Genomic DNA, 17,361 nt, shown 5'->3' on the forward strand with positions numbered 1-17,361 from the left:
AATGCGCATGCGTTGTGGAGTCTGTCGGATGTAGGGTCAGGCGTTCGGGAAGGCGCGCGCGGCTTCGAACACGCTGTTGGCGAAGCGGTGCCGACCGTCGCGCAGCAGGCGCTTGAGCATGAAGTCGAACAGCAGCGGATTGTGGTCGCGCACCTGTTCGAGCACCGGTGCGGCGGTCGCGTCGAGCAGGCCGGCGCGCGCCAGTGAAGCCGGCGACATCAGCGGCAGGATGCCCGGCAGCGGATAGTCGGAGCCGTAGAGCAGGCGGTCGTGCCAGTCCTCGCGGCGCAGTAGGGCGCGCACCACTTCGACCTCGCGGTTGCGCAGCGTGATCGCTGAAATGTCGCCATACAGACGACCTTTGCGGCGTTCGCCCATCAGTCGTGCGAACAGGTCGAAGCTGCTGCGCAGCGGCGCGCCGCGGCCGGCGTCGAGGTCGACGTCCTGGCCCATCGTTGCGCAGTGCGCGACGATGACGGTGACGCCGTGATCGAGCGCGCGGCGCAACCGCAGCGGGTTGCCCAGTTCCTGCCCGCCCGCGCCGTGTACCGCCTTCTCCTCGCCGGCGTGGCTGATCAGCGGCAGGCCGAGCCGGGCGGCGGCCGCGTAGAAGCGGTCGCAGCGTCCGGAGGCCGGGTCGATACCCATTGCCGGCGGCAGCCACTTGATCGCGCGCGCGCCGTCGCGCGCCGCCGCTTCGAGCGCGTCCACCGCATCTTCGCGGTAGGGGTGGACCGAGCACACCCATTCGAAGTGGTCCGGGTTGCCGCGGGCGACGTCGCGCGCGTAGGCGTCGGGCACGTGGAAGGCGGTGTGCTCGGGCAGATGACGGCCGGCCTCGTCGTAAGCGCGCTCGAACGCGAACAGCATGAGCTTGAAGCCGGCCGGCAGCGCTTCGACCAGATTGTGCAGGCGGTCGACATAGCTGGCGTCGACGCGGCCCGGGTCTTCGTGCGCGCAGCCGGCGTTCAGGTAGAACAGGCGCTGCACGTATTCGGCCGGGTGCAGCGGGCTCAGCATGCGCGGCGTCATTTCGATGCCGCGGCCGGAGTCGCCGGTGCCGGCGAGGTGCACATGAACGTCGCGCAGCAGCGTCGGGTCAAGATCGTCGAACACCTGCGCCATCAGCTCGTGGCCAGCCAGTTCGGGCGGCAGCGCGGCCAGGCAGGGATTCATCAGCTGGCTGCGCGCCACCGTGCTCAGCGCCCAGCCGCCAGCCACGGCGCCGCCGAGCAGCAATCCCGATTTCAGCAAGTGTCGACGGCGAAGGTCCATGGTCAGGAGGCTTCCGCCATCTGCTTCAGCGTCACGTAGTCGGTCTTGCCGGTGCCGAGCAGCGGCAGCGCGTCGATGACGACGATCTTGCGCGGTACCGCGATTTCCGGCGCGCCACGCTCGCGGGCGGCCGCCTGCAACCCGTCGCGGCCGAGTGCGGTATCGGTGGTGAACAGCACGATGGTCTCTCCGCGCACGGGGTCGGGCTGGGTCGAGGCCGCGTGCTGCGCGGCCGGGCTGGCGGCGGTGGCGAGCTTCTCCACCGTTTCCAGCGAAATCATTTCGCCGGCCACCTTGGCGAAGCGCTTGACCCGACCGACGATGCGCACGAAGCCGTCGTCGTCGAATTCGATCACGTCGCCGGTGTCGTACCAGCCGTCGCCGGCTTCCGACGACGGCGTCTGCAGCACGCCCGGCCTGTCCCATTTCAGGTAGCCGCTCATCAAGTTGGGCCCGCTGACGTGCAGCACGCCGCCGCGGTCGATGCCGGCGACCGGCATCAGTTTCGCGTGCAGGCCGGGCAGCAGCTGACCGACAGTGCCGGAGCGGTAGGCCATCGGCGTATTGACGGCCAGCACTGGCGCGGTTTCGGTTGCGCCATACCCTTCGAAGATGCGCAGACCGAACTTCTCGAACCACGCGCTGCGCACCGATTCCGACAGCTTCTCGGCGCCGGCGATGACGTAGCGCAGCCGGTAGAAGTCGTACGGATGGGCGAACTTCGCGTAGTTGCCGAGGAAGGTACTGGTGCCGAGCAGCACGGTGCAGTTGCGGTCGTAAGCGAGTTCCGGAATGACGCGATAGTGCAGCGGCGACGGATAGAGGAACACGTTGGCGCCAGTCAGCAGCGGCAGCAGGCCGCCGGCGGTGAGGCCGAAGGAGTGGAACAGCGGCAGCGCGTTCAGGATCTTGTCGTCGACCGAGAAGTCGATCACCGCGCGGATCTGCGCGATGTTGGCGAGCAGCGCGCGATGCGACAGCACGACGCCCTTGGGCTTGCCTTCCGAGCCCGAGGTGAACAGCACCACCGCCGGCGCTTCGGGCGACAGCTTCTCGGCCGCCAGCCGCGGTGCCCGCATCGCCCACAGCATGAGCCACAGCTTGTCGGCCAGCGTGATGCGCTCGCGCAGGTCCTCCAGGTAGTGCAGCTCGACACCCTGCAGCGCCGCCAGCTTGTCGCCGAGTTTGGCCTGTTCGACGAAGGCGCGCGAGGTGACGATGATGCGCAGCTCGGCGGCGGTGCACGCGGCCTGCATGCCGTCGACGCCGGCGGTGTAGTTCAGCATCGCCGGTACCCGGCGGTACGCGTTCAGGCCGAACACCAGGCCCAGCGTCGGCGCGAGATTGGGCAGCAGCACGCCGACGCGTTCGTCCGGCCGCGTGATGCGGGCGACGATGCGGCCGAGCGCGAACGCCATCTTCAGCAGATCGCCATATGAATACTCGATCTGCTTCATGTCCTCGACCAGCCGGCGGCTGCGGCCGTGGATCTCGGCGGCGTCGCACAGCGCGCCGAACAGCGTCTGCTGCGGACGCGAGGCGAAGATCATTTCCTGCATCAGCCGGCGCATCGCTTCGCCTGCGCGGCGGCGGCGTTCCTTCGCGCTGCCTGCCTCCGGCATCGCGATCTTCGTGGTCGGCAGCACGGTGATCGCGATGCGCGGGAACAGCGATTTCGGGTAGCGGCCGGACACGCGTGAGAAATAGCTGCGCGACGCGCCGTCCAGCCGCACCGGCAGCACGGTGGCACCGGTCTTTGCGGCGACGAAGGCGGGGCCGTCGTACACCTTCATCAGGCTGCCCGTCGTGGTGATGCGTCCCTCCGGGAAGATGACCACCGGGCGACCGGATTCGAGCAGGCGTATCACCTTCTTCATCGCCATCGGGCTGGTCGGATCGACCGCGAGGTAGTCGACCAGGGACAGCAGGAGCCGGAAGAAGGGATTGCGCGCGACACCGGTGTGCACGACGAACACCGGATCCATCGGCAGGAAGAGGCCGAGCAGCAGGCCGTCGAGGAAGGATTCGTGGTTGGCGACCACCAGCAGGCGTTCCTGCCGTTCCGGCGGCGATGCCGGTGGCGTGATGCGGAACAGCAGTCGGCAGACGAAGGTGAGCAGGGGACGGACAAGGCTACGCAGCATGAATGCTCCGCGGGTTCAGAAAAGTAGTTCGGCCGGATGCGGATGGCCGAGGAAGTCGAGCGGACTGGCGCTGGCGCCATAGGCGCCGGAGCAATGCACGACCAGCAGATCGCCGGGCTGCGCGCGCGGCAGGTCGATGTCGCGCGCCAGCACGTCGAAGGGCGCGCACAGCGGACCGGCGACGCTCACCCGTTCGACCGCGTCGGTCGGCGCCTGCGGATGCAGCGTCATCGGGAAGTTCGCCGGCTGTAACCGATCCGGTTGCAGCGTCGCGTGCAGGTGCTGGTGCGCGCCGCCATCGACGATGAGCCAGGTACGTCCGCGCACCGTCTTGCGGTCGATCACGCTGCAGACGTAGATGCCGGCCTCGGCCACCAGGTAGCGACCCGGTTCGAGGGCGAGGCGGGCCTGAGGGTGACGCGCCCGCAGCGTCTCGTCCAGTGTGTGCAGATGGGCTGCGACCGGCGCGAAGTCGAGCGGCTGCTCGTCGTCGGCGATGGCGACGCCGAAGCCGCCGCCCAGATTCAGCCAGGGCAGTGCAAGGTCGGCCGCGTCGGCAATCTGCATGGCTTCCGCAAAACAGCGGGCGTGCAGGGCGACGATCTCGGCCGCGTCCAGCATGCGCGAGGCGCAGTAATAGTGCAGGCCGCTGAATTCGAGACCGTGCCGGCGCACGGCTGCGATGGCGCTACCCAGTTGCGCGCTGTCGATGCCGAAGAAGCTGTCGCCACTCATGCGCACGCGCGAGCCGGCGATCGCGAAGTCCGGATTTGCGCGCAGCGCGACGCGTGCCTGGCGTCCCTGCTGCGTGGCGATGCGCGCGATGCGTTCGATCTCACCGACCGATTCGGCGCAGATGCGCACGCCGGCCGTGATCGCCGCCGACAGCTCGGTGTCACGCTTGCCCGGACCGGTGAAGCCGATGTGCGCCGCGGAAAAGCCGGCGTCGAGCGCGCGCGCCAGTTCTCCGCCCGAACTGACGTCGGCACCGTCGAGCCGCGTGCTGATGCACTGCAGCAGCGCTGGCATGGGATTGGCCTTCACCGCGTAGCACAGGTGCAAGGTGGCGGGCAGCGCGGCGCGCAAGGCGTCGATGCGAGCGAACACGGCGGCGCTGTCGATGGCATAGAACGGGGTGCGACCGGCGCGCTGCGTCAGGTCCGACAGTCTGTCTGCCGCGAGTCGGGGAGCGGACCTGCTCATCGGTGCGCGTCCAGGTAGTCGATGACGGTCTGCAGCCGCTGTATCAGCGAGTCCGCCATCAGCCGGAAGTGAATTTCGCGGCCCTGCCGCGTCCGTTCGAGCACACCGGCCTCGCACAGCAGTTTCAGATGGTGCGAAACGGTCGGCCGGCTCAGAGAGGAGGCGCGGGTCAGTTCGGTCACGTTGAGGCTTTCGCCCGGCTCGAAGGTCAGCAGGATGCGCTGCCGCTCCGGGTCGCCGAGCGCGGCGAACAGACGGGAGTAGTCCTGCCAGTCGGCAGGAATGGTCTGGGCGTAGTCGTTTCTCATGTCGAAAAATATCGACTATTTTCAGATCGAGGTCAAGCGTCGCCCGCGAGCGGAGCGTGCGAAATGTTTTCTTTTTGACGGATCCGATGCACACGCACTGTTCCGGGGCAAAATCCGGGAACTTCTTGACGGCGGCTGTAAGCGTATGTATCGTCAAGGGCTTTGCGCGCGAAGCTGTGCCGGTTCGGCTCGTCGCAGTGCGAACACTTGTGTCTTATAGAAGATTCGAGGTTCGCGGACTTTGGGTGGTGCGGATGCGTGGAAGGCCTGCTGCATGTTGAAAGCGATCATGCTGCAGCTTTCGCTGGTGCTCGTGGTGACGGGCATCGCGCTGTTCGTCGGGGGCTGGATGGCTGGACTGTCCGCCCTGCTCGGTGGCCTGAGTTATGCGGCGCCGAGTCTCCTGTTCGCGATACGTCTCGGTCGTCTGGCGCGCCCAGGGGCGCAGGCCGCGGTGTCGTACCCGCTTGAATTCTTCCTCGGCGAGGCGATCAAGGTCGTCTCGACGATTGGGCTGCTGTTGCTGTGCCACTTCCTCGTGCCCGGATTGTCGTGGGGCTGGTTCTTGGGGGGTCTGGGCGCGGCGCTGCAGGCAGGTTTTTTTGCTTTCTTGTTCAAACACTGACATGGCATCTGGAACCGAACTGGCGACTGAAGTGGCCCACGGCCCGACCCCCGGCGAGTACATCGCCCACCACCTGACCTTCCTGAACAACACCGGCGAGAAGCAGGTCGAGTTGATCAACTGGAATCTGGTCAATCTCGACACCGTCTTCTACTCGGTGCTACTCGGCGTCCTCGCGCTGTTCGTGCTTTACCGCGCCGCGGCGAAGTCGACGTCCGGCGTACCGGGTCGCTTCCAGGCCGCCGTCGAAATCCTGGTCGAGATGGTCGCCGACCAGGCCAAGGGCCTGATCCACAGCGAAGAGTCGCGCCGCACCGTGGCACCGCTCGCCCTCATCGTCTTCGTCTGGATCTTCCTGATGAACGCGATGGACTTCCTGCCGCTCGATCTGCTGCCGCGCATCTGGGAAGGCATCTACGCATCCGCCGGTCATGATCCGCATCACGCCTACATGCGCGTCGTGCCGACCGCCGACATCAACGCCACCATGGGCATGTCGATCGCGGTGCTGCTGGTCTGCCTGTATTACAACGTGAAGATCAAGGGCGCCGGTGGCTGGGCGCACGAACTGATCTCGGCGCCCTTCGGCGACAAGCTCATTCTGGCGCCGTTCAACTTCGCGATGAACGTCATCGAATTCCTTGCCAAGACCGTGTCGCATGGCATGCGTCTGTTCGGCAACATGTTTGCCGGCGAACTCATCTTCATGCTGATCGCGCTGATGGGCGCTGCCTGGACGGGTGCCAACGCGCCGAGCTTCCTGCTCGCCTTCGGCCACATCGTTGCGGGTTTCGCATGGGCGGTGTTCCACATCCTCGTGGTCGCGCTCCAGGCATTCATCTTCATGATGCTGACGCTGGTGTACATCGGTCAGGCACACGAAGGTCACTGAGTTTGCAGTTGCAGTCCGGTTTGTTGTTTTCGTTTTTCTTTTAAATCTAAGGAGCTGTTATGGAACAAGTGTTCGGTCTCGTCGCCCTCGCCTGCGGTCTGATCATCGGTCTGGGTGCAATTGGTGCTTGTATCGGTATCGCGCTGATGGGCGGTAAGTACCTCGAAGCCTCGGCTCGCCAGCCGGAGCTGATGAACGCGCTGCAGGTCAAGATGTTCCTGCTGGCCGGCCTGATCGACGCCGCCTTCATTATCGGTACCGGTATCGCCCTCTGGTTCGCCACTTCGACCTTCCTGAAGTAAGAACGGCATCCGCCCCAACACCGATTTATTGAAGGGAAAGTTGCCGTGAATCTGAACGCAACGCTCATCATCCAGATCGTCGTGTTCCTGACCTTTGTGTGGTTCACGAAGAGCTTCGTGTGGCCGCCGATCGTCAAGGCTCTCGACGAACGCGCGAAGAAGATCGCTGACGGGCTGGCGGCTGCGGACAAGGCAAAGGCAGATCTGGCCAACGCGGAGAAGAAGTCGATCGAGGAACTGCGCGCAGCGCGTGAGTCCGCGGCCGAGCTCCGTTCGGGTGCAGAGAAGCAGGCGGCCAAGCTGGTCGAGGATGCGCGCGCGGAAGCGAATCGCATCATCGCGGCGGCCCGCGAAGCAGCGACCACCGAAGCTGCGGCTGCAGCGCAGAAGGCGAAGGATGCCCTGCGCGACCAGGTCGCCACGCTGGCAGTCGCGGGTGCAGAACGCATCCTGCGTCGCGAGATCAACGCCCAAGTCCACGCCGATCTGCTCACCAACCTGAAGCAGGAACTGAGCTGACACCATGGCAGAGAACGTCACCATCGCGCGACCCTACGCCGAAGCCGCGTTCCAGCTGGCCAAGGAAGGCAACTCGCTGGCAGCCTGGGCTGACGCCCTCGGCATGATGGCCGCTGCTGCCGCCGAGCCGCAGGTCAAGAAGCTGCTGGCCGATCCGACCCGCACCTCGACCGACCGTGGTTTCCTCTTCCTCACCGCAGTGCCCGGCGAACTTGCCGACGCGCATCGCAGCTTCGCACGCGTGCTGGCGCAGAACGGCCGTCTGGCCCTGCTGCCGGAAATCGCGCAGCTCTTCACCGAGCTGAAGAACGAGCACGAACGCAGCGCTGTCGCCTACATCAGTTCCGCCTTCCCGATGGACGACGCCACCGTGTCGCGCCTGCTGGCCGACCTCGAGCCGCGTTTCGGCCGTCGCCTGGAAGCCCGGGTCACGCTCGATCCCGAACTGATCGGCGGTGTGAAGGTTGCGGTCGGTGACGAAGTGATCGATGCCTCGGTCCGCGGCAAGCTTGCCGCCATGGCCACTGCGCTACAGAACTAGGAGTTTTTTGATGAACCTCAATCCGTCTGAAATCAGCGACCTGATCAAGAGCCGGATCCAGAACCTGCATCTGTCGTCGCAGGCGCGCACCGAGGGCACCGTGGTTTCGGTGACCGACGGCATCGTGCGCGTGCACGGCCTGGACGACGTCCAGCAGGGCGAAATGCTGGAATTCGAAGGCAACACGTTCGGTCTGGCGCTGAACCTCGAGCGCGACTCCGTCGGCGCCGTGGTGCTGGGTGATTACGAACACCTCTCCGAAGGCCAGACCGTCAAGTGCACGGGCCGCATTCTCGAAGTGCCGGTCGGCCCCGAGCTGATCGGTCGCGTCGTGAACTCGCTCGGCCAGCCGATCGACGGCAAGGGCCCGATCAACGCCAAGCTGACCGACAAGGTTGAAAAGGTCGCTCCGGGCGTGATCGCACGTCAGTCGGTTTCGCAGCCGGTGCAGACCGGCCTGAAGTCGATCGACTCGATGGTGCCGGTCGGCCGTGGCCAGCGCGAGCTGATCATCGGCGACCGCCAGACCGGCAAGACCGCGGTCGCTGTCGACGCCATCATCAACCAGAAGGGTCAGAACATGACCTGCATCTACGTTGCGGTGGGCCAGAAGGCCTCGACCATCGCCAACGTGGTGCGCAAGCTGGAAGAGTACGGCGCGATGGCCTACACCATCGTCGTCGCCGCCACCGCCTCCGACTCGGCCGCCATGCAGTTCCTGGCACCGTACGCCGGTTGCACGATGGGCGAATACTTCCGTGACCGCGGTGAAGACGCGCTGATCGTCTATGACGATCTGTCCAAGCAAGCCGTGGCCTACCGCCAGATTTCGCTGCTGCTGCGCCGTCCGCCGGGCCGCGAAGCCTACCCGGGCGACGTGTTCTACCTGCACAGCCGTTTGCTCGAGCGTGCCGCTCGCGTGAATCCCGACTACGTCGAGAAGTTCACCAACGGTGAAGTCAAGGGCAAGACCGGTTCGCTGACCGCGCTCCCGATCATCGAAACGCAGGCCGGCGACGTGTCCGCCTTCGTTCCGACCAACGTGATCTCGATTACCGACGGCCAGATCTTCCTGGAAACCGACCTGTTCAACGCAGGCATCCGCCCGGCTATCAACGCCGGTGTGTCGGTGTCCCGCGTCGGTGGTGCGGCCCAGACCAAGATCATCAAGAAGCTGGGCGGCGGTGTCCGTCTGGCGCTGGCCCAGTACCGTGAGCTGGCTGCGTTCGCGCAGTTCGCCTCCGACCTGGACGAAGCGACCCGCAAGCAGCTCGAGCGTGGCCGCCGCGTGACAGAACTGATGAAGCAGCCGCAGTACTCGCCGCTGTCGGTCGCCCAGATGGGTGTTTCGCTGTACGCCGCCAACAACGGCTACTTCGACGACGTCGAAGTGTCCCGCGTGCTCGCTTTTGAATCGGCCCTGCACCAGTTCCTGCAGCAGAAGTATTCCGATCTGATGAACAAGATCGAGTCCTCCAAGGACCTCGACGGTGAATCGGAAAAGACGCTCGCTGCGGCGGTGGCCGAGTTCAAGAAGAGCTGGGCGTAAGCGCGCGGACAGGAGATAACCATGGCCAGCGGAAAAGAGATCCGTTCCAAGATCAAGAGCGTGCAAAACACGAAGAAGATCACCAAGGCGATGGAGATGGTGGCTGCATCCAAGATGCGCAAGGCGCAGGACAGGATGCGGGCCGCCCGGCCCTACGCCGACACGATCCGCCGTCTTGCTGCCAACCTGTCTGCCGCAACGATCAGCGACTACAAGCACCCGTTCCTCGCGACCGTCGGTCAGATCAAGCGCGTCGGCATCATCGTCGTCACCACGGACAAGGGTCTGTGCGGCGGCATGAACACCAACGTGCTGCGTCTGGCGCTGAACACGATGAAGGAGTGGGAAGGCAAGGGCGCCACCGAAATCCGCGTTGCCGCCATCGGCAACAAGGGTCTGGGCTTCATGCAGCGCATGGGCGCCAAGGTGGTGTCGCAGGTGACGCAGCTGGGCGATACGCCGCATCTGGAAAAGCTGATCGGGCCCGTCAAGGTCATGATCGACGCCTTCCAGGCCGGTGAGCTCGACGCGGTCTATCTGTCCTTCACCCGCTTCATCAACACGATGAAGCAGGAGCCGGTGCTCGAGCAACTGCTGCCGCTCACGGGTGATCGTCTGGGCACGCCGGAAGGCACCTGGGATTACCTGTACGAGCCGGACCCGCAGGTGGTGATCGACGAGCTGCTCGTTCGTTACGTTGAAGCGCTGGTGTATCAGTCGGTCGCCGAAAACATGGCGTCCGAACAGAGCGCACGTATGGTGGCGATGAAGGCCGCGTCCGACAACGCAGGCAATGTCATCGGCGAACTGCAGCTGGTCTATAACAAGACCCGCCAGGCGGCGATTACCAAGGAACTGTCCGAGATCGTCGGCGGCGCCGCGGCAGTCTGATCGCGCAAACGAATTTTTGTATTGGGGATAGACGATGAATACCGGAAACATCGTTCAATGTATCGGCGCCGTGGTGGATATCCAGTTCCCGCGCGATTCGATACCGCACGTGTTTGAAGCACTGCAGCTCGACGAAGCCGAAGGTACGCACACGGCTGAAGCGGGCCTGACGTTCGAAGTCCAGCAGCAGCTGGGCGACGGCGTCGTGCGCACGATTGCGCTGGGTTCCAGCGACGGTCTGCGCCGCGGCATGAAGGTGAAGGGTACCGGCGCCGCGATCAGCGTGCCGGTCGGCACCGCCACGCTGGGTCGCATCATGGACGTGCTTGGCCGTCCGATCGACGAAGCGGGCGACATCGCCACCGAAGAACGTCGTGCCATTCACCAGAAGGCACCGAAGTTCGACGAACTGAGCCCGTCGGTTGACCTGCTGCCCACCGGCATCAAGGTGATCGACCTGATCTGCCCGTTCGCCAAGGGCGGCAAGATCGGTCTGTTCGGCGGTGCCGGTGTTGGCAAGACCGTGAACATGATGGAACTCATCAACAACATCGCGAAGAGCTACGGTGGTTACTCCGTGTTCGCTGGTGTGGGTGAGCGCACCCGTGAGGGCAACGACTTCTACCACGAGATGGAAGAGTCGAAGGTTCTCGACAAGGTGGCGATGGTGTTCGGCCAGATGAACGAGCCGCCGGGCAACCGTCTGCGCGTGGCGCTGACCGGCCTGACCATGGCCGAGAAGTTCCGCGACGAGGGCCGCGACATCCTGTTCTTCGTGGACAACATTTACCGCTACACGCTGGCCGGTACCGAAGTGTCCGCACTGCTGGGTCGCATGCCGTCCGCCGTGGGCTACCAGCCGACGCTGGCCGACGAAATGGGTCGCCTGCAAGAGCGCATCACCTCGACCAAGGTCGGCTCGATCACGTCGATCCAGGCCGTGTATGTGCCTGCGGATGACTTGACCGACCCGTCGCCCGCCACGACCTTCCAGCACTTGGATGCAACCGTGGTGCTGTCGCGTGACATCGCTTCGCTGGGCATCTACCCGGCGGTCGATCCGCTCGACTCGACCTCGCGTCAGCTGGATCCGCTGATCGTCGGCGAAGAGCACTACGCGGTCGCCCGCAAGGTGCAATCGACGCTGCAGCGCTACAAGGAACTGCGCGACATCATCGCGATTCTGGGCATGGACGAACTGTCGCCGGAAGACAAGCTGGCCGTGGCTCGCGCCCGCAAGATCCAGCGTTTCCTGTCGCAGCCGTTCAACGTGGCTGAAGTCTTCACCGGCTCGCCGGGCAAGATCGTTCCGCTGGCGGACACGATCAAGGGCTTCAACATGATCGTCAATGGCGAATGTGACCACCTGCCGGAACAGGCCTTCTACATGGTCGGCGGCATCGAGGAAGCGTTCGAAAAGGCGAAGACGCTGCAGTGACGCGGCAAGCGTGAGCCGTGACGGACTTCGGTCCGGCGCGGCTTGCGGGCAGCATTCACGGAGTAATCATGGCTATGACCGTACATGTCGACGTTGTCAGCGCGGAAGAGAAAATCTTCTCCGGGCTCGCAGAATTCGTCGCGCTGCCGGGCGAGAGCGGCGAGCTGGGCATCCTGCCTGGCCACACTCCGCTGATCACCCGCATCCGTCCGGGCGAAGTCCGCATCAAGGTGCCGAATCAGGCTGCCGACGAGCTGATCTTCGTGGCCGGCGGCCTGCTGGAAGTGCAACCGGGTCTGGTGACCGTGCTGGCGGATACCGCCATCCGTGGTACCGACCTGGATGAAGCGAAGGCGAACGAAGCCAAGCGGCTGGCCGAAGAAGCACTGGCCAACCGTCAGGCCGGTGTCGACTACGCTGCGGCGCAGGCGGAACTGGCTTCGGCCATCGCCCAGCTGGCGGCAATCCAGAAGCTGCGCAAGCGTCACTGAGCGCGGTTTCGAGCAGGTCCGGAAAGGCACGCCTCGGCGTGCCTTTTTGTTTTTGGCGCGCCCGGCGCAGAATCCGCTCATGCACCGGGAATCCTGCGATCTGCTCATCGTCGGGGCTGGCATCAACGGCGCCGGCATCGCACGCGACGCCGCACTGCGCGGTCTGGACGTCATCGTCTGTGAGCGCGGCGACATCGCCGGCGCAACCTCGTCAGCCTCCACCAAGCTCATCCACGGTGGCCTGCGCTACCTCGAACAGGGTGCATTCGGCCTGGTCAGGGAATCCCTGCTGGAGCGCGAGACACTGAGCCGCATTGCGGCCCACCTTGTGCGTCCGCAGCGCTTCGTCGTGCCGCACACGGGCGAACGGCCGGCCTGGATGCTGGCCGCCGGACTGCTGCTGTATGACCTGCTGGCCGGGCGCAGCTCACTGCCGCGATCGCGCCGTCTGCGCGCCGACTTTCCCTTGCTGCAGCACATGCAGCCGCCAGTGAGCGCGGCGCACGCCTATTACGACCTGTGGGTGGACGACGCGCGGCTGACGCTATGCACCTTGCTCGACGCGCAGGCGCACGGCGCACGCATGCTGCCGCAGAGCGCCCTGATCGCGGTGACGGCCGAAGGCGCTCACTGGCGCTGCACGGTGGGGCAGAAGACGGTGCTTGCGCGCTGCGTCGTTAATGTCGCCGGGCCGTGGATGAACGCGGTCGAGGCGCTGCGCGGTGTCGCGGCGGCACCGGTGCGGCTGGTGCAGGGCACGCACATCGTCGTGCCGCGTCTGCATGCCGGCGACGACGCCTGGCTGCTGCAGCAGCCGGACCGCCGCGTCGTGTTCGTCATCCCGTTCGCCGGCGACTACCATCTGGTGGGCACCACCGAAACCGATCTGCCGTCACCCGAGGCGCTGGGCGCCACGGCGGCGGAGCGGCGCTACCTGCTCGACGCCCTGAGTCGAGCTTTCGGACGCACGTCGGCAGCGTCCGACATCCGCTGGGAATTCAGCGGCATGCGACCGCTGATCGACGGCGGCGGCAGCGCGCGCACGGCCAGCCGCGAGTACCGGATGACGATGGAAGGCGAGCGCGGCGGCCGTGGCTGGATGTCGATACAGGGCGGCAAGCTCACCACGCATCGAAGCCTCGCCGAACGGGCGGTCGATCGACTGGCCGCGTTCCTGGGGTCGAACGCACGCTGCGTGACCGCCGACCGTCTGCTGCCGGGCGCGGAAGCCGCCGGTCCGACGCAGCGTTCGGAACTCGTGCGCACGCTGGCGCAGCGTTACCCAGCACTGTCGCCAGCATGGATCGCCGCGCTGGTCGGGCGCCACGGCAGCACGACGTCGCCGCTGCTCGAACAGGTGGCGCGCGCAGGCGGATCCGGACGCGACTTCGGGGGCGGGCTGTTCGACGCGGAGGCGCGCTGGTGCGCACAGTACGAGTGGGCGTACAACGCCGACGACGTGCTGTGGCGACGTACGAAATGCGGGGTCGGGATGAGTGCTGCGCAGCGCGACACCTTCACGCGCTGGTGGGTCGATCAGCGTATCGGCTGAGCTTTGCGTTCGAGAAGTTCGACGCGCTTCTGCAGACGTGCCAGGTCGTCGCGCAGCGTATCGACCTCGTCGGCAAAGGTGGCTGTGGCGGCAGGACGCACCAGCAACCGCGCTTCGTCCGCCGCGTATTCGCTGGCCGATGCGGCGAGCCGCGCGCCGAGGTCGCGCCCGCCGGCCAGTGCCGTCCGTGCTCCTCCGACTACGCGTTCGGCGGCCGCGTCACCGATCAGCCGGCTCAGGTCTTCCGCTGCGTCCCAGCGAAGGCTGCGCAGCACCTGACCGAGGGTTTCGGCCAGCGCCGCGTCGCCTTCGATGCGCGCATCGCGCAGCACTGCGTCACCTTCGTGTACCAGTCGCAGTGCGGCATCCGCCGGCAGTCGCAGGGTGACCGCCAGCGGCTCATCGGAGGCCGCTGCCAGCCGGCCGTCTTCGCCAACCTTGAAGGCGACGCCGAGCGCGCCCAGTTCCAGCCTTGCCTGCGCGCCGGCATGCCGGGCCAGCCGGGCGTGCGCGCCCGGCGCCTGATCGAGCAGGTGGTTCAGTACCGGGAGCGCGGCCGTCGCGAGCATGATTTACTGCAGTTGCTGGATACCGGCGATCACCCAGCCGCGGGTGCCGGATACCGGCTTGGCCAGATGCCACACTTCGTCGAACGGTGCCGGCGCGGCGCTGACTTCCTCACGCAGCAGGCCGCTGAAACGGACGCTGGCGATGTACTGGTCGTTCTCGGTGACCAGGTCGAGCAGTGCGGCGTCGAGCTGCACGATGTCGATGTGCTGGGTTTCGCCGCCACGCTCCTGCAGCTGCATGCGGATTTCGGCGAACACCTCGGGCGAGGTGAACTGACGGATGTCCTCGACGTCACCCTTGTCGTTCGCCGCCTGCAGGCGCACGAAATTCAGCTTGGCCTGACGCAGGAAGCCGTCGACGTCGAAATCCGCCGGAATGTTGCCTGCGCCGGCTGCGGCGGCCGGCGCCGAGGCGGCGACCGGGGCCGCGGCTTCGAAGCGCTGCGGGGCGGCGCCCGGGCCGGCGGTCGCACCGGCATACTGCATGCCCTGCTGCTGCGGCGGCGCGCTGCGGCGTGCGGCGAACATGCGCCAGACGAAGAGGGCGACCATGACCAGCAGCGCGATCATCATGAAGGACGCCATTTCCTCGCCGAAACCGAGGTGGGACGCCAGTGCGGCCAGGCCGATGCCGGCCGCCAGACCGGCCAGCGGGCCCATCCACGAGCGCTTGGCCGGCTGCGCGGCAGCGGGTGCGGCAGGCTGCGCCTGGCGCTGGGCAGTGGTGGCGTTCTGCGTCGGCGAGGTCGGCGTGGCGTCACGCTGCATCGTGGTCGAATCACGCTGCGAACCGAAGGACTTGCCGCCACCCATGCGCTTGGCGGCTTCGGCGTCATGCATGGCGCCGCCGAGGCCGACGACGGCCACGCACAGCGCGCACAGGAAATTCTTCATCGATATGTCTCCATCAAAGGTGGGGCGAAAACGCGAGAGCGAAAATTCGGCGAGAGCGAAACTTAGCACACGAATTGACCGCGAAATGCGCGGATCGTTCGCCTCTCCACCTGGATTTCAGAGCTTGAAGCCGCGATGCAGCGCCACCACGCCCGCGCTCATGTTGAAGTACTCGACGCGGCCGAGGCCGACCTCGCGCATCATGCCGGCCAGCGTTTCCTGGTCCGGGTGCATGCGGATCGATTCGGCGAGGTAGCGGTAGCTCGCCTCGTCGTTGGCTACGCGCTTGCCCAGCCAGGGCAGCACCTTGAACGAATAAAGGTCGTAGGCCTTTTCGAGCGGCTTGGCGACGCGCGAGAACTCGAGCACCAGTGCGCGGCCGCCCGGTTTCAGCACGCGGCGGAACTCGGCCAGCGCGCGGTCCTTGTGCGTCATGTTGCGCAGGCCGAACGCGACCGTGACGCAGTCGAAATGGTTGTCCGGGAAGGGCAGCTTCTCGGCGTCGCACAGCAGGCTGGGCAGCACGAAGCCGGCGTCGCGCAGGCGGTCGCGGCCTTCGCGCAGCATGTCCGGATTGATATCGGTGTGCCACACCTCGCCGCTGGCGCCGGCACGCTTCGCGTGTGCGAGCGTCAGATCGCCGGTGCCGGCGGCGACGTCGAGTACGCGCTGGCCCGGGCGCACGCCGGCCATTTCGATCGCGAAGGCTTTCCAGGCGCGGTGCAGGCCGGCCGACATCAGGTCGTTCATGATGTCGTAACGGCGCGCGACCGACGAGAACACGCTCGCCACACGGCGGGCCTTGGCCGCTTCGGGTACGCGCTCGAAGCCGAAATCGGTGGAGTTGTCGCTCATCGCAGGCTCAATGGTGGTGACCGCAACCGCCGCTGCCGCAGCCGCCCTTGGCGACCGGCGGCGGCACCAGGGCCGGATCGCGGCTGGCGCCGGCGGCGTCCAGGCGGGCGAGGTAGTCGGCCCACAGCGCTTCCTGGTTCTCGCCCAGCAGATAGAGGTAATCCCACGAGTAGATGCCGCTGTCGTGGCCGTCGGAAAACACCGGTTTGATCGCGTAGGCGCCGACCGGTTCGACGCGCGTGATGTCGACGTCGCGCTTGCCGATCTGCAGCGTTTCCTGTCCCGGCCCGTGGCCGCGCACTTCGGCCGACGGCGAGCACACGCGCAGGAACTCGAAACTGAAGCTGAAGCTGTGGCCGTTGTCGAAGCTGACGTCCATCATCTTCGACTTCTGCTGCACCTTGATTTCGGTGGGGATGGGGGTGTCCTTGTCCAGTCCTGCCATGATGTTCCGTGTCCGCTGCAAAGAGTCGGGAATGATACCCCGCGCCCGTCGTGATGGCCCTGCGGACCGACCGGAGGCGCTGTCACTAAACCGTCACCATACTGAAATAGACTGCGTCGCGTTCCCGTCATCCCACGCTCGCATACCGTCATGGCCCGCATACTCGTCGTCGAGGACGAACCGTCCATCCAGGAACTGATCAGCGTCACGCTCACCCGCACCGGCCACGATCCGCTGCGCGCGCCGGACGCCGAAACCGCGCTGCGCCTGCTGCAGGCCGAACTGCCCGATCTGGTGCTGCTCGACTGGATGCTGCCCGGCCAGAGCGGTATCGATCTGGCGCGCCGGCTGCGCGCCGACGAGCGCACGCGTGGCGTGCCCATCATCATGCTGACGGCACGCGGCGACGAACAGTCCAAGGTGACCGGTCTGGAAACCGGCGCCGACGACTACGTCACCAAGCCCTTCTCGCCGCGCGAACTGGCAGCCCGCATCAAGGCCGTGCTGCGCCGGCAGAAGCCGCAGGCGACCGAAGACCCGGTCGAGATCGACGGTCTGCGTCTCGATCCGGCCACGCATCGCGTCACGGCCCGCGGCCAGGCCGTGGTACTGGGCCCGACCGAGTTCCGCCTGCTGCACTTCTTCATGACCCACGCCGAGCGCGTGCATTCGCGTGCGCAGCTGCTCGACAGCGTGTGGGGCGACCACGTGTTCGTCGAGGAGCGCACGGTGGATGTGCATATCCGCCGCCTGCGCGGCGCACTGGAAGCGAGCGGACACGACGCGCTGATCCAGACCGTGCGCGGCAGCGGCTATCGCCTGTCCTGCCAGAAGGAGTGAGCCGTTTTGCGCGTGAGCGCCCATAATC

The 17,361-nt window shown here is 66.0% G+C and carries 19 protein-coding genes; 11 read left to right on the plus strand and 8 right to left on the minus strand.

Annotated features, from left to right (window positions below; translation table 11 throughout):
• Positions 1-36 precede the first annotated feature (36 nt).
• From WJU27_RS17470 to WJU27_RS17485, 4 genes are read right to left on the minus strand one after another with little or no spacing between them, the layout of a single operon-like run.
• Entirely contained in the window at positions 37-1,254 is a 1,218-nt protein-coding gene (locus WJU27_RS17470; protein WP_341422912.1) for an amidohydrolase family protein, read from the minus strand.
• Positions 1,255-1,277: 23 nt separating this feature from the next.
• On the minus strand, positions 1,278-3,419 hold the full coding sequence (aas, locus tag WJU27_RS17475; protein ID WP_341422913.1) for a bifunctional acyl-ACP--phospholipid O-acyltransferase/long-chain-fatty-acid--ACP ligase: 2,142 nt from the start codon (positions 3,417-3,419) through the stop codon (positions 1,278-1,280).
• Positions 3,420-3,434: 15 nt separating this feature from the next.
• Complete coding sequence (locus WJU27_RS17480; protein WP_341422914.1) at positions 3,435-4,622, minus strand: alanine racemase; 1,188 nt, start codon at positions 4,620-4,622, stop codon at positions 3,435-3,437.
• Positions 4,619-4,930 (minus strand): ArsR/SmtB family transcription factor, encoded by a 312-nt coding sequence (locus WJU27_RS17485; RefSeq protein ID WP_304000646.1) that lies wholly within the window; start codon positions 4,928-4,930, stop codon positions 4,619-4,621. Before WJU27_RS17485 ends, WJU27_RS17480 begins: the two co-directional genes overlap by 4 nt.
• Before the next feature lie 274 nt (positions 4,931-5,204).
• On the opposite strand from WJU27_RS17485, the gene WJU27_RS17490 reads away from it, so the two are divergent.
• The 10 genes from WJU27_RS17490 to glpD all read left to right on the plus strand — a co-directional run bounded on the left by WJU27_RS17490 (position 5,205) and on the right by glpD (position 13,730).
• Entirely contained in the window at positions 5,205-5,555 is a 351-nt protein-coding gene (locus tag WJU27_RS17490) for an ATP synthase subunit I (RefSeq protein ID WP_341422915.1), read from the plus strand.
• Between the two features lies 1 nt (position 5,556).
• Complete coding sequence (gene atpB / locus WJU27_RS17495; protein WP_019916199.1) at positions 5,557-6,447, plus strand: F0F1 ATP synthase subunit A; 891 nt, start codon at positions 5,557-5,559, stop codon at positions 6,445-6,447.
• Between the two features lie 59 nt (positions 6,448-6,506).
• Positions 6,507-6,749, plus strand: a complete 243-nt coding sequence (gene atpE / locus WJU27_RS17500; protein WP_008063733.1) for a F0F1 ATP synthase subunit C — start codon at positions 6,507-6,509, stop codon at positions 6,747-6,749.
• 45 nt (positions 6,750-6,794) lie between these two features.
• Positions 6,795-7,268 (plus strand): F0F1 ATP synthase subunit B, encoded by a 474-nt coding sequence (locus tag WJU27_RS17505; protein ID WP_296813549.1) that lies wholly within the window; start codon positions 6,795-6,797, stop codon positions 7,266-7,268.
• Positions 7,269-7,272: 4 nt separating this feature from the next.
• Positions 7,273-7,809 (plus strand): F0F1 ATP synthase subunit delta, encoded by a 537-nt coding sequence (locus WJU27_RS17510; RefSeq protein ID WP_296813551.1) that lies wholly within the window; start codon positions 7,273-7,275, stop codon positions 7,807-7,809.
• A gap of 10 nt (positions 7,810-7,819) precedes the next feature.
• Entirely contained in the window at positions 7,820-9,358 is a 1,539-nt protein-coding gene (atpA, locus tag WJU27_RS17515) for a F0F1 ATP synthase subunit alpha (protein WP_296813553.1), read from the plus strand.
• Between the two features lie 21 nt (positions 9,359-9,379).
• Complete coding sequence (gene atpG / locus WJU27_RS17520; protein WP_008063739.1) at positions 9,380-10,249, plus strand: F0F1 ATP synthase subunit gamma; 870 nt, start codon at positions 9,380-9,382, stop codon at positions 10,247-10,249.
• A 34-nt stretch (positions 10,250-10,283) separates the two neighbouring features.
• A complete protein-coding gene (atpD, locus tag WJU27_RS17525; protein ID WP_304000652.1) occupies positions 10,284-11,687 on the plus strand; it encodes a F0F1 ATP synthase subunit beta in 1,404 nt (467 codons plus the stop codon).
• Positions 11,688-11,755: 68 nt separating this feature from the next.
• Positions 11,756-12,178: a F0F1 ATP synthase subunit epsilon gene (locus WJU27_RS17530; protein ID WP_029143885.1), complete on the plus strand. Its 423-nt coding sequence runs from the start codon at positions 11,756-11,758 to the stop codon at positions 12,176-12,178.
• Positions 12,179-12,257: 79 nt separating this feature from the next.
• Positions 12,258-13,730 carry a glycerol-3-phosphate dehydrogenase gene (glpD, locus tag WJU27_RS17535; protein ID WP_341422916.1) on the plus strand — a complete coding sequence of 491 codons (1,473 nt, stop codon included), beginning with the start codon at positions 12,258-12,260 and terminating at the stop codon, positions 13,728-13,730.
• Here glpD and WJU27_RS17540 read toward each other — a convergent pair.
• The 4 genes from WJU27_RS17540 to WJU27_RS17555 form a co-directional block, all read right to left on the minus strand.
• Complete coding sequence (locus WJU27_RS17540) at positions 13,715-14,299, minus strand: ubiquinone biosynthesis accessory factor UbiJ (RefSeq protein WP_341422917.1); 585 nt, start codon at positions 14,297-14,299, stop codon at positions 13,715-13,717. The two genes, glpD and WJU27_RS17540, sit on opposite strands and share 16 nt — an antisense overlap.
• A gap of 3 nt (positions 14,300-14,302) precedes the next feature.
• On the minus strand, positions 14,303-15,193 hold the full coding sequence (locus WJU27_RS17545) for a Tim44 domain-containing protein (RefSeq protein ID WP_341422918.1): 891 nt from the start codon (positions 15,191-15,193) through the stop codon (positions 14,303-14,305).
• 117 nt (positions 15,194-15,310) lie between these two features.
• Positions 15,311-16,048, minus strand: coding sequence for a bifunctional demethylmenaquinone methyltransferase/2-methoxy-6-polyprenyl-1,4-benzoquinol methylase UbiE (gene ubiE, locus WJU27_RS17550; protein WP_019916209.1), 738 nt, complete (start codon positions 16,046-16,048; stop codon positions 15,311-15,313).
• Positions 16,049-16,055: 7 nt separating this feature from the next.
• On the minus strand, positions 16,056-16,493 hold the full coding sequence (locus WJU27_RS17555) for a DUF971 domain-containing protein (protein ID WP_341422919.1): 438 nt from the start codon (positions 16,491-16,493) through the stop codon (positions 16,056-16,058).
• Between the two features lie 150 nt (positions 16,494-16,643).
• Here WJU27_RS17555 and phoB point away from each other — a divergent pair, with 150 nt between their 5' ends.
• Positions 16,644-17,333, plus strand: a complete 690-nt coding sequence (gene phoB, locus WJU27_RS17560) for a phosphate regulon transcriptional regulator PhoB (protein ID WP_019916212.1) — start codon at positions 16,644-16,646, stop codon at positions 17,331-17,333.
• Positions 17,334-17,361 lie beyond the last annotated feature (28 nt).

It is taken from the genome of Methyloversatilis sp. NSM2 (assembly GCF_038066675.1).
Classification (GTDB): domain Bacteria; phylum Pseudomonadota; class Gammaproteobacteria; order Burkholderiales; family Rhodocyclaceae; genus Methyloversatilis; species Methyloversatilis discipulorum_A.

What these genes read in the sequence shown, in the direction of transcription:
- aas (WP_341422913.1), bottom strand. Translation starts at nt 3,419, where the DNA reads ATGCTGCGTAGCCTTGTCCGTCCCCTGCTCACCTTCGTCTGCCGACTG.
- WJU27_RS17480 (WP_341422914.1), bottom strand. Translation starts at nt 4,622, where the DNA reads ATGAGCAGGTCCGCTCCCCGACTCGCGGCAGACAGACTGTCGGACCTG.
- WJU27_RS17485 (WP_304000646.1), bottom strand. Translation starts at nt 4,930, where the DNA reads ATGAGAAACGACTACGCCCAGACCATTCCTGCCGACTGGCAGGACTAC.
- WJU27_RS17490 (WP_341422915.1), top strand. Translation starts at nt 5,205, where the DNA reads ATGTTGAAAGCGATCATGCTGCAGCTTTCGCTGGTGCTCGTGGTGACG.
- atpB (WP_019916199.1), top strand. Translation starts at nt 5,557, where the DNA reads ATGGCATCTGGAACCGAACTGGCGACTGAAGTGGCCCACGGCCCGACC.
- atpE (WP_008063733.1), top strand. Translation starts at nt 6,507, where the DNA reads ATGGAACAAGTGTTCGGTCTCGTCGCCCTCGCCTGCGGTCTGATCATC.
- WJU27_RS17510 (WP_296813551.1), top strand. Translation starts at nt 7,273, where the DNA reads ATGGCAGAGAACGTCACCATCGCGCGACCCTACGCCGAAGCCGCGTTC.
- atpA (WP_296813553.1), top strand. Translation starts at nt 7,820, where the DNA reads ATGAACCTCAATCCGTCTGAAATCAGCGACCTGATCAAGAGCCGGATC.
- atpG (WP_008063739.1), top strand. Translation starts at nt 9,380, where the DNA reads ATGGCCAGCGGAAAAGAGATCCGTTCCAAGATCAAGAGCGTGCAAAAC.
- atpD (WP_304000652.1), top strand. Translation starts at nt 10,284, where the DNA reads ATGAATACCGGAAACATCGTTCAATGTATCGGCGCCGTGGTGGATATC.
- WJU27_RS17530 (WP_029143885.1), top strand. Translation starts at nt 11,756, where the DNA reads ATGGCTATGACCGTACATGTCGACGTTGTCAGCGCGGAAGAGAAAATC.
- glpD (WP_341422916.1), top strand. Translation starts at nt 12,258, where the DNA reads ATGCACCGGGAATCCTGCGATCTGCTCATCGTCGGGGCTGGCATCAAC.
- WJU27_RS17540 (WP_341422917.1), bottom strand. Translation starts at nt 14,299, where the DNA reads ATGCTCGCGACGGCCGCGCTCCCGGTACTGAACCACCTGCTCGATCAG.
- WJU27_RS17545 (WP_341422918.1), bottom strand. Translation starts at nt 15,193, where the DNA reads ATGAAGAATTTCCTGTGCGCGCTGTGCGTGGCCGTCGTCGGCCTCGGC.
- ubiE (WP_019916209.1), bottom strand. Translation starts at nt 16,048, where the DNA reads ATGAGCGACAACTCCACCGATTTCGGCTTCGAGCGCGTACCCGAAGCG.
- WJU27_RS17555 (WP_341422919.1), bottom strand. Translation starts at nt 16,493, where the DNA reads ATGGCAGGACTGGACAAGGACACCCCCATCCCCACCGAAATCAAGGTG.
- phoB (WP_019916212.1), top strand. Translation starts at nt 16,644, where the DNA reads ATGGCCCGCATACTCGTCGTCGAGGACGAACCGTCCATCCAGGAACTG.